Origin of the sequence: Thioalkalivibrio halophilus (assembly GCF_001995255.1) — a bacterium.
GTDB classification, from domain to species: domain Bacteria; phylum Pseudomonadota; class Gammaproteobacteria; order Ectothiorhodospirales; family Ectothiorhodospiraceae; genus Thioalkalivibrio; species Thioalkalivibrio halophilus.
This window is the reverse complement of the sequence record NZ_MUZR01000030.1, coordinates 1-12,324: the sequence shown is the minus strand read 5'-3', so window position 1 is coordinate 12,324 and position 12,324 is coordinate 1. Positions and strand designations below refer to the sequence as shown.

At 68.5% G+C, this 12,324-nt stretch carries 13 protein-coding genes, 2 tRNA genes and 1 pseudogene; 11 read left to right on the top strand and 5 right to left on the bottom strand.

Annotated elements, in window-relative coordinates:
* Window positions 1–128: 128 nt before the first annotated feature.
* Window positions 129–203, top strand: a tRNA-Val gene (locus B1A74_RS08640).
* A gap of 208 nt (window positions 204–411) precedes the next feature.
* On the opposite strand, the gene B1A74_RS08635 is transcribed toward B1A74_RS08640, so the two are convergent.
* Window positions 412–501 (bottom strand) — tRNA-Ser (locus B1A74_RS08635).
* Between the two features lie 303 nt (window positions 502–804).
* Here B1A74_RS08635 and B1A74_RS08630 point away from each other — a divergent pair.
* The 5 genes and pseudogenes from B1A74_RS08630 (at window position 805) to B1A74_RS08610 (ending at window position 5,882) form a co-directional block, all read left to right on the top strand.
* Entirely contained in the window at window positions 805–2,907 is a 2,103-nt protein-coding gene (locus B1A74_RS08630) for a SulP family inorganic anion transporter (protein WP_077244389.1), read from the top strand.
* A gap of 93 nt (window positions 2,908–3,000) precedes the next feature.
* On the top strand, window positions 3,001–3,690 hold the full coding sequence (locus B1A74_RS08625) for a Bax inhibitor-1/YccA family protein (protein ID WP_077244388.1): 690 nt from the start codon (window positions 3,001–3,003) through the stop codon (window positions 3,688–3,690).
* A gap of 109 nt (window positions 3,691–3,799) precedes the next feature.
* Window positions 3,800–4,790: pseudogene (locus B1A74_RS08620) on the top strand (NAD(P)-dependent oxidoreductase).
* A gap of 19 nt (window positions 4,791–4,809) precedes the next feature.
* Window positions 4,810–5,049 (top strand): SlyX family protein, encoded by a 240-nt coding sequence (locus B1A74_RS08615; protein ID WP_077244387.1) that lies wholly within the window; start codon window positions 4,810–4,812, stop codon window positions 5,047–5,049.
* A gap of 14 nt (window positions 5,050–5,063) precedes the next feature.
* On the top strand, window positions 5,064–5,882 hold the full coding sequence (locus B1A74_RS08610) for a class I SAM-dependent methyltransferase (RefSeq protein WP_077244386.1): 819 nt from the start codon (window positions 5,064–5,066) through the stop codon (window positions 5,880–5,882).
* Between the two features lie 193 nt (window positions 5,883–6,075).
* Here B1A74_RS08610 and B1A74_RS08605 read toward each other — a convergent pair whose 3' ends face one another.
* Entirely contained in the window at window positions 6,076–6,657 is a 582-nt protein-coding gene (locus B1A74_RS08605; protein WP_208855988.1) for a Rieske (2Fe-2S) protein, read from the bottom strand.
* Window positions 6,658–6,752: 95 nt separating this feature from the next.
* On the opposite strand from B1A74_RS08605, the gene B1A74_RS08600 reads away from it, so the two are divergent.
* From B1A74_RS08600 to cyaY, 3 genes are all read left to right on the top strand, one after another.
* Window positions 6,753–7,100 (top strand): hypothetical protein, encoded by a 348-nt coding sequence (locus B1A74_RS08600; protein WP_077244385.1) that lies wholly within the window; start codon window positions 6,753–6,755, stop codon window positions 7,098–7,100.
* Window positions 7,101–7,105: 5 nt separating this feature from the next.
* Window positions 7,106–7,480, top strand: a complete 375-nt coding sequence (locus tag B1A74_RS08595) for a DUF423 domain-containing protein (protein WP_077244384.1) — start codon at window positions 7,106–7,108, stop codon at window positions 7,478–7,480.
* A gap of 69 nt (window positions 7,481–7,549) precedes the next feature.
* Complete coding sequence (gene cyaY / locus B1A74_RS08590; RefSeq protein ID WP_018870757.1) at window positions 7,550–7,873, top strand: iron donor protein CyaY; 324 nt, start codon at window positions 7,550–7,552, stop codon at window positions 7,871–7,873.
* A gap of 19 nt (window positions 7,874–7,892) precedes the next feature.
* Here cyaY and B1A74_RS08585 read toward each other — a convergent pair whose 3' ends face one another.
* The 3 genes from B1A74_RS08585 to serS all read right to left on the bottom strand — a co-directional run bounded on the left by B1A74_RS08585 (window position 7,893) and on the right by serS (window position 11,048).
* The gene (locus B1A74_RS08585; RefSeq protein ID WP_018947782.1) at window positions 7,893–8,345 is read right to left on the bottom strand and encodes a hypothetical protein; all 453 of its coding nucleotides are present in this window, start codon (window positions 8,343–8,345) and stop codon (window positions 7,893–7,895) included.
* A 13-nt stretch (window positions 8,346–8,358) separates the two neighbouring features.
* Window positions 8,359–9,372 carry a thioredoxin family protein gene (locus B1A74_RS08580; RefSeq protein WP_077244390.1) on the bottom strand — a complete coding sequence of 338 codons (1,014 nt, stop codon included), beginning with the start codon at window positions 9,370–9,372 and terminating at the stop codon, window positions 8,359–8,361.
* Window positions 9,373–9,758: 386 nt separating this feature from the next.
* A complete protein-coding gene (serS, locus tag B1A74_RS08575; protein WP_018947780.1) occupies window positions 9,759–11,048 on the bottom strand; it encodes a serine--tRNA ligase in 1,290 nt (429 codons plus the stop codon).
* A 189-nt stretch (window positions 11,049–11,237) separates the two neighbouring features.
* Here serS and B1A74_RS08570 point away from each other — a divergent pair, with 189 nt between their 5' ends.
* Both B1A74_RS08570 and nadS read left to right on the top strand, forming a co-directional pair.
* Complete coding sequence (locus tag B1A74_RS08570) at window positions 11,238–11,573, top strand: type II toxin-antitoxin system RelE/ParE family toxin (protein ID WP_077244383.1); 336 nt, start codon at window positions 11,238–11,240, stop codon at window positions 11,571–11,573.
* The gene (gene nadS, locus B1A74_RS08565) at window positions 11,573–11,857 is read left to right on the top strand and encodes a NadS family protein (protein WP_018947778.1); all 285 of its coding nucleotides are present in this window, start codon (window positions 11,573–11,575) and stop codon (window positions 11,855–11,857) included. The genes B1A74_RS08570 and nadS overlap by 1 nt, the downstream gene beginning before the upstream one ends.
* Window positions 11,858–12,324: the final 467 nt, after the last annotated feature.

Genomic DNA, 12,324 nt, shown 5'->3' with positions numbered 1-12,324 from the left:
CCGGCCCTCCGGCCGATTCCCCGTCCGGCCAATCCCTGCGCCTGATCGGCCAGAGGCTGGCCTCCTACCTGCGGGCGTTCAGCCCCCTTGACCGGACGCCGCCGGAGCCTTAAATTACGCACCTTCCGGGGCGGTTAGCTCAGCGGTAGAGCACTGCCTTCACACGGCAGGGGTCGCTGGTTCGAACCCAGCACCGCCCACCAGATTTCCCGGAGAAGCGGCCCGTGGCATTGCCCGGGCCGCTTTTTCGTGTGGGGTAATGCCCGGTGAGGCGTCGGCCCTGTGGGAGGCCAGCCCCCCTGGCCGATTGTAGGAGGCCAGCCCTCTGGCCGATTGTAGGAGGCCAGCCCTCTGGCCGATCGGGCTCGGGATATGCCACATCGGCCAGAGGGCTGGCCTCCTGCGGAATTCTGGCGGAGAGGGAGGGATTCGAACCCTCGAGGGGCTTGCACCCCTGCCGGTTTTCAAGACCGGTGCAATCAACCACTCTGCCACCTCTCCGGAGGCGCACATTCTCCGCGAGCATCCCGCGGCTGGCAACTCGCCGGAAAACCGGCCCGGGCCTCCTTTCATATATACGGCCCACAATGCGTCGCATAGAAAGAGTTTGATAGAAGAAAATAACGATCTTCCGTAAAATCACGGCCCTGTCCTTCCCGGCCGGATCCGCCTCCCGCGATTCGGCGCCGGCGCCGAGCCTCCTGACGCGACGCCGGACGAAGACGCCGCGGCGCCGGCCGCCGGCACGAACTTCAGTGACCGCCCCGGAGACCGGCGACGGGGCGCAACCCGAGGCCGACCATCATGAATTCGATGCTGCTCAATCTGTTTCCCTTCCTGCGCTGGCGCCCCACCAAGGACACCATCAACGCGGATCTGATTGCCGGCATCTCCGTCGCCCTCGTCCTCATCCCGCAGTCCATGGCCTACGCCCAGCTGGCCGGTCTGCCGCCGGTCTACGGGCTGTACGCCTCCCTGCTGCCGGTGATGATCGCCGCCCTCTGGGGCTCTTCGAACCAGCTGGCCACCGGCCCCGTGGCGGTGGTCTCGCTGCTGACGGCCTCGGCATTGATCCCGCTCGCCGCAGAAGGCTCGTCCGAGTTCATCGCCCTGGCGATCGTGCTGGCCTTCCTGGTGGGAGTGGTCCAGCTGGTCCTGGGACTGTTCCGGCTGGGTTCGATCGTCAGCTTCATCTCGCACCCGGTCATCGTCGGCTTCACCAACGCCGCGGCCATCATCATCGCCCTGTCGCAGCTCAACAAGATCCTGGGGGTGTCCGTGGACACCAGCGGCCATTTCATGGTCGGCCTGTGGGGCGTGGTGCAGCAGATCGGCGACGTGCACCTGCCGACGTTGGCCTTCGGCCTGGGCGCGATCGCGCTGATGGTCGCAATGAAGCGCGTGGTCCCGAAGATCCCCGGTGTCCTTGTCGCCGTGGTCGTCACCATCCTCATCAGCTGGGCCATCGGCTACGAGCAGAAGGCCGAAGTGGCGGCCGACCGGGTCGCACCGGCCGACGTGGTCGCCCTGGCCGAAGAGGTCGACTCCCGTTCCGGCGCGCTGGCCGACATCGAACAGCGCATCCGCGAGCTGGAGGCCGAGGTGGACGAGGTCGAACGCGCCGAGGCGGTACGCATCCGCCACGAGATCGACACCCTCGGCCTGGAGCGCGACGAACAGCGCAGCGAACTGCGCGATCTGCGCGACCAGCTCGGCGCGATCAGCCTGCGCCGCGTCCCCGGCGAAGACGACGCCCCGGCCCGCTTCATCCGCGAAGACCACCTAACCGACGCGGAACGCGAACAGGCCGACAGTACCGACTGGCGCATCGAACGGGTCGACAACGACACCATGCACCTGGACGGCGGCGGCTCGGTAGTCGGGAACGTGCCACAGGGTCTCCCCGCCCCGACCATCCCGGACCTGAGTCTCGGCAACATCATGACGCTGCTCACCACCGCCTTCGTCATCGCCCTGGTCGGCTTCACCGAGGCCATCGCCATCGCCAAGGCCATGGCCGCGCGCACCGGCCAGCGGCTGGACCCCAGCAAGGAGCTGATCGGCCAGGGTCTGGCGAACATCTCCGGGAGTTTCACCCAGGGCTATCCGGTGTCGGGGTCGTTCTCGCGCTCGGCGGTCAATCTCAACTCCGGGGCCAAAACCGGGCTGTCCTCGCTCTTCACGGCGGTGATCATCGGCATCGCCCTGCTGTTCCTGACCCCGCTGATCTACCACCTGCCGGAGGCCGTCCTCGCCGCCATCATCATGATGGCCGTGGCCGGGCTGGTGAACTTCAAGGCGATCAAGCACGCCTGGGTGGCCAACAAGCACGACGGCATCGCCGCCATCGTCACCTTCCTGGCGACCCTGGCCATGGCCCCCAACCTGGACTACGGCATCCTCACCGGGGCGGGCCTCGCGATCATCCTGTATCTCTACCGTTCGATGCAGCCGCGCGTGAGCGAACTGGCCCGCTACGAGGACGGCACCCTGCGCGAGGCGCGCCGCTACGGCCTGCAGACCGACGAAAAGATCGCGCTGATGCGCTTCGACGGTTCGCTGTACTTCGCCAACGTGCCCTACTTCGAAGACGCGGTGCTGGACCTGGCCGCCAGCCATCCGCAGGCGAAATACATCATCATCGTCGGCAAGGGGATCAACGAGATCGACGCCTCCGGCGAGGAGACCGTGCACCAGCTGGTGCATCGGCTGAAGGCACGCGGCGTCACCCTGGTGTTCGCCGGCGTAAAGGCCCAGGTGCTGGAGGTGATGGAACGCACCGGCCTGGACGAGCTGATCGGCAAGGACAACATCTTCCGCAGCACCGACCGGGCCGTCGAAGTCTGCCGTGAACGCGTGGGCGAAACGCGAGTCGAAGCGGATGCCGGCCAGGAAAGCCGGAGCTGACCCGGGCCCGGCCCGGACTCCGGCGCGGGTGGCTGCACGGCGCGGCCCTCGGCTGTACACTGACCGCATATTGAACCCAAGGAGGAAACGACCGTGTCCAGAGACCAGATCGTCCGCTCGAAACGGAACCCGTCCAGCACGGGCTCCATCGGCGAGACCATTTCCACCAACAAGGTCATCCGCCAGACCTACACCCTGCTGGCCCTGACCCTGGCCTTCAGCGCGGTCACCGCCTTCGTCGCCATGGCCATCGGTGCCCCGCCGGTGCACTGGATCGTGATGCTTGGCGTGCTGATTGGCGGCCCGTTCGCCATCCACTTCACGCGCAACTCGGTCTGGGGCCTGGTGCTGACCTTTGCCTTCACCGGGACGCTCGGGTTCTTCCTCGGCCCGATCCTGTCGATGTACCTGGGGCTACCCAACGGCCCGCAGATCGTCGGCAACGCATTCACCGCCACCGCCGTGGCCTTCGTGGCCCTGTCCGGCTATGCGCTGGCGACCAAGAAGGACTTCAGCTTCCTCGGCGGCTTCATCGTGGTCGGCCTGATCGTGGCGCTGCTGGCGATCGTCGCCAACATCTTCCTGGCGATCCCGGCGCTGTCGCTGGCCATCTCCGCGGCCGTGGTGCTGCTGCTGTCGGCGGCCATCCTGTTCGACACCAGCCGCATGATCCACGACCAGGAGACCAACTACGTGGTGATGACGGTGTCGCTGTACGCCAACCTGTACGTGATGTTCCTGCACATGCTGAACCTGTTCCACGCCTTTATGGGCGAGAACTGACGCGCCGGCCGAGCCCGGACCCTCCCGGACTCGCCAGCACGCGGGCCCCGCTCCGGCGGGGCCCTTTTTGTTGGCCCCTGCCCTCCGCCCGATCGCAACACTGAACCTCATGGCCCAACCGAACCTGCCCTCCGCCCCCCGCGCCGTCTTCCTGGACACGGCCACCGTCGACCGCGACGACCTGGACTTCGCCCCGCTGGACCGCGCCGCCCCGGGCTGGGTGCGCCGGGAACGCACGCCCGCCGACCCCGAAGCCATCAGCGAATGCCTGGACGGGGCCGACATCGCCATCACCAACAAGGTCGTCCTCGACCGCGAGGTGCTCGAACGCAGCCCGCATCTCAAGCTGATCTGCGCGGCCGCCACNNGTGGCGGCGGCGCGCGAGCTCGGCATCGCCGTGACCAACGCCCGCGACTACGCCACCGACTCGGTGGCCCAGCACGTGATGGCCCTGCTGCTGACCCTGGTCACCCGGCTGGACGACTACCGCGCCGACATCCGCGCCGGGCGCTGGAGCGAGTCCGACCAGTTCTGCCTGCTCGACCACCCGATCCGCACCCTGTCGGGCATGCGCATGGGCATCGTCGGGCGCGGCGTCCTCGGGCAGGCCACCGCGCGCCTGGCCGAGGCCTTCGGCATGCAGGTGCGCTACGCCCGCAGCCTGCGCGACGCCGAACCCGCCGCGGATCCTGCCGCGGATAACGGGCGCGTCCCCCTGCCGGAGCTGCTGGAGACCAGCGACGTGATCTCGCTGCACTGCCCGCTGACCGACGCCACCCGCAACCTGATCGACGAAGACGCCCTGGACCGCCTGGGCCCCGATGGCCTGCTGATCAACACCGCCCGCGGCGGCCTGGTGGAGCCGCGGGCCCTGGCCGAAGCCCTGCGCGAGAAACGCATCGCCGGCGCCGGCATCGACGTGCTCGAGCCGGAACCGCCGCCGCCCGATCATCCCCTGCTCGCCCCCGACCTGCCGCGCCTGGTGCTGACCCCGCACACCGCCTGGGCCGCGCGCTCGGCACGACAGGCGGTGCTGGAGGAGATCGCCGCCAACATCCGCGCCTTCGCCGCCGGCGAGACGCGCAACCGCGTTGACTGAACGCGCACCGGGAGCCCGCATGGCCGCCAGCGACCCCACCCCCGAACAGCGCATCGCGACCCTGGAAGAACGCCTGGCCTACCTGGAGTTCACCCAGGAGGAACAGGCCCGGGTGCAGGCCGAACTGCAGCAGGAGAACCAGGCCCTGACCCGGCAGATCGAATGGCTCCACGGCCGCCTGCGGGCGCTGGAGGCCGCCGCCGGTGATGGCAGCGCGGGCGGGCAGGACATCCCCGAACCCCCGCCGCCGCATTACTGACCGCGGCCCCGTCGATGACCCTCGAACTGCGCCCGGCCCCGGAAGACGATCCGCGCGCCCGGGAGCGCACCCGGGCCCTGCAGCGCCGGCTGGACGCCGCCGGCTACGTCCATGGCGGCGACGCGGCGCTCACCCTGGAAGTGGAAGCGGACCGCCTGAGCCTGGTTCTGGAGGGCGGCAGGAAGCCGCTGCGCCTGACCCCGGATTTTGTCCGCGGCCGGCAGGGCTACCGCCAGGCCCGCGCGGCGCACGAGACCCTGGTGCGAGCGGTGGGGCGCATCGGCGACGACGCGCACGTCGTCGACGCCTCCGCCGGCCTGGGGCGCGACGCCCTGCTGCTGGCCGCGCGGGGCTGGCGAGTCAGTGCCTTCGAGCGCCACCCGGTCGTCGCCCTGTTGCTGGAAGATGCCCTGCAGCGCGCCGCGCACGCCGGCGACCCGACCCTGGCCGCCAGCGCCGCACGCGTGCACCTGTTCCCGCAGGCATTCGCCGCCGACGCCCTGCCCGCGCCCGCCGATGCAGCGGTGTTCGACCCGATGTTCCCGCAGCGGCGCAAGAACGCCGCAGTCAAGAAAGACATGCAGATCCTGCAGGCGCTGATGGACGCCCCGGACCCGCATCCGGGCCAGGCATCCCCGGCGGAAGACACTGAAGAACACGATGCCGCAAGCGATACGGAAAGCGACGCGGCCGCCACGCTCGCCGCGCTGATCCCCGCCACCCGCGGCCGCGTCGTGGTCAAGCGCCCCGCCGGGGCCGTCCCTCTGCCCGGCGCCACCCCAGTCTCCGCCATCCAGGGCCGCGCGGTACGCTTCGACCTCTACCGCGCCTGATCGCCCAGGGGGCTGGCCTCCCACAGGCCAAGCCCGGCGCCTGATCGGCCAGGGGGCTGGCCTCCCACAGGCCAATCCCCTGCGCCGGATCGGCCAGGGGGCTGGCCTCCTGCAGGCCGAACCCTGCCCCCCGTAGGAGGCCGGCCCTCCGGCCGATCCCGCATCCGCCCGATTCCGTGTCTTCCACCAGGAATCAGGAGCCGCCGAGGATCAGCCGTTCCCCGTCACCGTGCAGCCGGTATTGCGGGATCTCCAGGTTGCGCGCCCCGGGCTGATCGCGAAACACCCGCCCCGCGGCGTCGTAACGCCCGCCGCGACAGCGGTCCTCGAAGCCGCCCGGCCAGCCGTCGGCCTCCTGCGGATGCACCAGGTCCAGCTCGCAGCCCAGGTCCGCGCTTTCGCCATAGACCACCAGCCAGTCCGGCGTGAAACTGCGCTCGGGCAACGCCAGCCCCTCCGGCTGACGCCCGCGCCGCGCCTGCGGGTCACGCAGGGCCTCCGCCTCGATCGAATCCAGCGATTCCAGCAGCGCCGCATCGCGATGCACCACCAGCACGTGCCGCCCGTTCCAGCGCAGCCGCTTCACCTCGCCGACTTCAATCTCCGCCAGATCCAGGCTCCGCGGCTCCGGCCCCGAACCGCCCGGCAGCGACACGAACTGCGCGGAGAACGCCAGCGCCAGCGCGACGACGCCGCCCAGCGCCATCAGCTTCAGCAGCGCCCGCAGGCGCAGGCGGCGCAGTGCGGTCTCCGGATCCGGCGAAGAACGGAGCACGATGACGTTACCTCCACAACAAAAGATTGCGAGAACCCACTGCAAACGGTGCCCCGGCCCTTCACGGGGAGGGGTCAGCGGCATACACTACCGCCATGCCTACCTCCAATCGAGAATCCATCCGCAACGACCGGCGCTATGTCGGTCTCTACAATGACCTCTACGGCGGCATGACGCCGATCGGGAACATCATCCGGGATGCCTGGGTGTTCGGCATCCTGCCGGAAGAGCAGACCTGCGACGGCTGGGAGATCGGCCAGATCCAGGCTCTGCAGAGCCAGGTCAACGCCAAGTGGGACGAATACGGCCTGCGCCCCTCCGCCCTGCCGGAAGAGCTGCGCGAGCGCCACGAACGCATCCACAACGAGGCGATCGAGCGCGCCCGCGAACACGGCTGGGTCCCCGGCCGCGACATCGACAGCGACATGGACGACAACGGCTGACCGCCATGGTCCGCACCCTGATCGTCATCGGCGCCGCGCTGGCCGCGGTCGCCGTGGTGCTGGGGGCCTTCGGCGCCCATGCCCTGGAACAGCGCCTGTCCGAACGCGCCCTCAACACCTGGCACACCGGCGTGCAGTACCACTTCATCCACGCCCTCGGCCTGCTGCTGATCGCCGCGCTGTGGAGCCAGCTGGCCACCGGCTGGGCCACCGCCGCGGCCGTGGCCTTTGTCACCGGCATCCTGCTGTTCGCCGGCAGCCTGTACGGCCTGGCCCTGGGTGCCCCGCGCATGCTGGGAGCGATCGCCCCCATCGGCGGCACCCTGTTCATCCTCGGCTGGGTCGGCGTCGCCATCGCCGCGTGGCGCGCGGGTGGATAGGCAACCGCTCCGCGGCGTCCCTATAATCCGCGCCATAGCCGTTACAGCCCATTCCGAGCGGGAGATCCCATGAGCCAGCCTTCCTTTGCCGTGTTCGCCGAACAGACCCTGGACGACTTCTACGCCCGCCTGAGCGACCACCCCGACCTCGGGGACCTGGATATCGATCTGATCGACGGCGTGCTGACACTGGAGTTCGAGGACGGGGCGCAGATGATCCTCAACCGCCAGGAAGCGGCCGAGCAGATCTGGCTGTCCTCACCGGAAGGTCCGGCGCATTTCGGCTACGACGAGGCCACCGGCCAGTGGCAGAACGACCGCACCGGCGAGACCCTGGAAACCACCCTGGCCCGGGTACTGGGCGGCAAGCTGGGCACGTCGATCGAACTCTGACCCGCCGGAACCGGCGTCCTCAGGAACCGTCCCGATCCCCGCCCCGGGGTCCTTCCCCGGTTTCCCCGGTGGCACCGCGGCGGGACGGCCCCGCGGACTCCTCGCCCGGGTCGCCCGGCTCGTCCTCGTCGATCGCCCGCAGGTGATTCTCCACCTCCGAGAGCACCGCGTGGGCGCCCTCTTCCTCCAGCGCCAGATCCAGCGCCTTCAGCGGCTCCGCCGTCCCCGTCTCGCCGCGCAGCCCGGTGCGCGCCAGCCCCAGCGACACCAGCCGGAACTGGCGAAAAAACAGATAGGCCAGCGTCGCCAGGATCAGCGCGACCCAGGGCTGCTCGTTGAAGGCCATCCAGGCCGCCACGCCATACGCCAGAAAGGTGATCACGAAGATCACCACGGCGACCTTGTGCGCGCGTGCCACGATCCGCTCGAAGACATCGCGGTGCTCGCCTATGAAGTCCTGCTCGAAGTGCATGATGCGTCCGTAGTCAGCGCCGGGCGCGCCAGCGCTCGAAGGTGTCGAAGTCCTCGTAGCCGCGAGTCAGCACGTATTCCATCACGTTGCGCACGCGGTTGAGATGGGCGACCGAGTCCAGGCGGATGATCTCATCCCCCTGCTCGTCGAAGAACACCATACTGGGTGCCCAGTGGATGTCCAGATCCCGGGACCACCGGGCTGCCGTGGTCTCGCGGCCATCGGGGGTGACCACCCGGGTCGCGTCGTCGCCCATGTCCAGCTGCACCGCGTCCATCAGCGAGATCTGCTCCAGCACCTGCTGGTTCTGCAGCGGCTCGGAATGCAGGATGTCGCAGGCGTGGCAGGCCTCGCGCTCGAAGAACACCACCAGGGGCCGCTCGCCCGCCTCCCGGGTACGATCCAGGTCGTGCGGCGGCGGATCGAAGAAATCCCGTTCGTTGATGTCCTCGAGATCGAACTTCGGCGGCGGTTCGGCGCGGTCCAGGTACTCGCGGAAGCTCCCCTCCCGGTCATGCCGGTCGATCACGTATTCCAGCAGGGCGCGAAAGCGGTACGGGGGATAATAGCCGCGCATCGCGTGGATGCCCTCGCCATCGGCGTCGAAAAACGCCAGTGACGGCGTGAAGTTCAGCCCCATGCTGCGCGCCCATTCCTTTTCTTCCAGGGTCTCGCCCTCCAGCGTGGTCACCTCGCGACTCCCCAGCACGTCGATCGCGATCACGTCGAAGTGCTCGGACAGATAGGAACGGATGTCGTCCTGGCTGAAGTTCTGCTCGAACAGCGCCTCGCAGTAGGGGCAGTCATCCATGCCGAAATACACCGCCAGCCCCTTGCGCCCGCGCTCGCGCGCCAGCTCCAGATCCTCCTCGATATCGAGAAAGCTCGGCCGGAACCAGTCGGGCGTCCCCAGGCCGATCCGGCGCGGGGTGTCGTCGAACTGCAGGCCCTCCGTTTCGCTGGCTTCCGGCACCGGCTCGTCCGCCAGTACGGGCGCTCCGGCCGCCGCCCACACCAGCGCGAACATCAGCACGGCGCCCCACGCCGCAAGCAGCCGCCCCGAACGCCTGTCGCTACCGGATCCCGTTTTCCCCAACACGCCAACCTCCTTGCGGACCGCTCCGTCGCTGGACAGGCGTGGCAGACCGGCCTGCCGCGGGGCGCCATGTGATTTTCCGGCCCCTCGACTCCATTGGACGCTGCAAGGCACCCGATTACTCCCCCGACGTGCGATCGGCCGCACAATCGGCCAGGGGGCTGGCCTCCTACCCCCACGTTCGCGCGCCACGCAATCGGCCAGGGGGCTGGCCTCCTACGGGTCGCACCCTGCCCGGTAGGAGGCCGGCCCTCCGGCCGATCCGCCCCGGTGGGTTGGCGTGGCCCCAATCGGCCAGGGGGCTGGTCTCCTACGTCCTACGGGGTCGTCGGGGGGGCGATCACCTCGGTGCCCCCCAGCCACGGCCGCAGCCGCTCGGGGATGCGCACGGAGCCGTCGGCCTGCTGATGGTTCTCCAGCAGCGCCACCAGCGCGCGACCCACCGCCACGCCGGAACCGTTCAGCGTATGCACCAGCTCCGGGCGCTCGCCCGCCTTCGGGCGGAACCGCGCCTGCATGCGCCGCGCCTGGAACGCCTCGAAGTTCGAACAGGACGAGATCTCGCGGTAGGCCTGCTGCCCCGGCAGCCAGACCTCCAGATCGTAGGTACGCGCGGCGGAAAACCCCATGTCCCCGGCCGACAGCAGCATCACCCGATAGGGAATCTCCAGCGCCTGCAACACCTTCTCCGCATCGCCCAGCAGGCCCTCCAGGGCCGCGTCCGAGTCTTCCGGCCGGACCACCTGCACCAGCTCCACTTTCTCGAACTGGTGCTGCCGGATCAGGCCACGCACATCGCGGCCATAGCTGCCCGCCTCCGCGCGAAAACACGGCGTGTGCGCCACCATCTTCAACGGCAGCTCCTCCGCCTCCAGGATCTGCTCGCGCACCAGGTTGGTCAGCGGCACCTCCGCCGTGGGGATCAGCCGGAACTTCTGCTCGCAGTCCACCGAGAACAGGTCATCGTCGAACTTGGGCAGCTGCCCCGTGCCCACCAGTGTCTCCGGGTTGGCCAGGTACGGGACGTAGGTCTCCTCGTAACCATGCTCGCGGGTATGCAGATCCAGCATGAACTGGGTCAGCGCACGGTGCAGCCGTGCCATCTCGCCACGCATCACCACAAAGCGCGCGCCCGCCACCCGGGCCGCCCCCTCGAAGTCCAGGCGCGCCCCCGGCTCGCCCAGCTGGATATGATCGCGGCAGTCGAAATCGAAGCGCGTCGGCTCGCCCCAGCGGCGCACCTCCTCGTTCGCGGCCTCGTCCAGGCCCTCGGGCACGCCCGCCTGCGGCAGGTTGGGAAGCTGCAGCAGCAGATCGTGCAGCTCGGCCTGAATGCCCTCCAGCTCGTCCTCGCAGCCCTTCAGCTCGTCGCCCATGCGCGACACCTCCGCCTTCAGCGGTTCGATGTCCTCGCCCCGCGCCTTCGCCTGCCCGATCGCCTTCGACCGCGAATTGCGCTCGGCCTGCAGCTCCTGCGTGCGCACCTGCAGCTCCTTGCGGCGCGCCTCCAGGCGCTCGAACCGCTCACGGTCCAGGGTAAAACCGCGCCGCGCCAGCGCGGCCTCGGTAGCGTCCAGATCCTGACGCAGACTGCGGATATCCAGCATGGGTTAAGCCGTCAACCAGTAGTGGGAAGCCGAGCAGTTTACGCCAAACGCCCCGCCCCGTGCAGGCCGACACCGCGCCCCCTCCCCGTGGAGGCCGCCCCCTGGCCGATCATGGCGATCGCCTCCGAGCCCCTCAAGGTGTACAATGTACCCGAAAAAAGGCTCACAGACATAAGGACATGTCCTCGCGTGCCACATGCCATTGAATTCATTGAGACTCCAACGTTTACCCGGCAATTTCGGGCGATCGCCTCGGATAATGAACTGAAAGAACTCCAGCGCACTCTGATCGCCCAACCCGGCAAAGGCGACCTGATCCAGGGAACGGGCGGCTTGCGCAAGATTCGCATCGGGTTGGGCCGTCAGGGAAAGCGCGGCGGCGGGCGTGTCATCTATTTTCTGGCAAGTGCGGAGATCATCTACCTGATCCTGGCCTACCCGAAAGACGTGAAAGACAACCTCACCGCCACCGAAAAGGCTGCACTGAAGGCACTCACCTCACGGTTAAAAGAGGAAGCCCCCTGATGAACATCTACGACGAACTCCAGACGTCACTGCAGGAAGCGGTCGACATCAAGGAAGGCAAGAAGGCGGCCAGCCGCGTCACCCGCCACGAGGTGGCGGACGTAAAGGCCATTCGCGCCCGCTTGCGTGTTTCTCAGGCAGAATTCGCCAAAGCCATGGGAACGAGCGTCGACACCGTCAAGAGCTGGGAAGCCAAACGACGCAACCCAACCGGACTGGCCGCCAAGGTGCTGGCCACCATCCAGGACAACCCGAACTTCTATAACGAAATCGCCGCGCACTGACCCGACCGACACAAGGCATTTCCGCATCCCCCGCAGGAGGCCAGCCCTCTGGCCGATGGGAACGAGCCTGGCACCGCAAACCGTGCAGGAGGCGAGCCCCCTCGCCGATCACCACGCCAGGCCTGCCCGCACCGCCAGCCGCCGCCCCACAGATGGCTTCGCTGCGCTCGCAATGACGGGTGTGGGGGCGCTCGCAATGACCAAGGGAGGGGGCCAACACCGCGTTCGCGTACAAGCACGCTCCCACAGCCTCCCAGGCCCATGTAGGAGCGGCCTGGGCCGCGAACAACCGGGCCGCCTGAACCGCCCCGCAGTCGCGGGCAAGCCCGCGAACCCATGGCCACCAACCCTCACCCATAATGCGGCGTAATGCAGCGGCGTCATCCGTTCCACACCGGCATGCTCCACCTGTTGAGCGGACTCCCGCGATTCCAACCGGTTACCCGGTGTGGTGGTCAAGTGATTTC

What these genes read in the sequence shown, in the direction of transcription:
- B1A74_RS08630 (WP_077244389.1), top strand. Translation starts at nt 805, where the DNA reads ATGAATTCGATGCTGCTCAATCTGTTTCCCTTCCTGCGCTGGCGCCCC.
- B1A74_RS08615 (WP_077244387.1), top strand. Translation starts at nt 4,810, where the DNA reads ATGGCCGCCAGCGACCCCACCCCCGAACAGCGCATCGCGACCCTGGAA.
- B1A74_RS08610 (WP_077244386.1), top strand. Translation starts at nt 5,064, where the DNA reads ATGACCCTCGAACTGCGCCCGGCCCCGGAAGACGATCCGCGCGCCCGG.
- B1A74_RS08600 (WP_077244385.1), top strand. Translation starts at nt 6,753, where the DNA reads ATGCCTACCTCCAATCGAGAATCCATCCGCAACGACCGGCGCTATGTC.
- B1A74_RS08595 (WP_077244384.1), top strand. Translation starts at nt 7,106, where the DNA reads ATGGTCCGCACCCTGATCGTCATCGGCGCCGCGCTGGCCGCGGTCGCC.
- cyaY (WP_018870757.1), top strand. Translation starts at nt 7,550, where the DNA reads ATGAGCCAGCCTTCCTTTGCCGTGTTCGCCGAACAGACCCTGGACGAC.
- B1A74_RS08585 (WP_018947782.1), bottom strand. Translation starts at nt 8,345, where the DNA reads ATGCACTTCGAGCAGGACTTCATAGGCGAGCACCGCGATGTCTTCGAG.
- B1A74_RS08580 (WP_077244390.1), bottom strand. Translation starts at nt 9,372, where the DNA reads ATGTTCGCGCTGGTGTGGGCGGCGGCCGGAGCGCCCGTACTGGCGGAC.
- serS (WP_018947780.1), bottom strand. Translation starts at nt 11,048, where the DNA reads ATGCTGGATATCCGCAGTCTGCGTCAGGATCTGGACGCTACCGAGGCC.
- nadS (WP_018947778.1), top strand. Translation starts at nt 11,573, where the DNA reads ATGAACATCTACGACGAACTCCAGACGTCACTGCAGGAAGCGGTCGAC.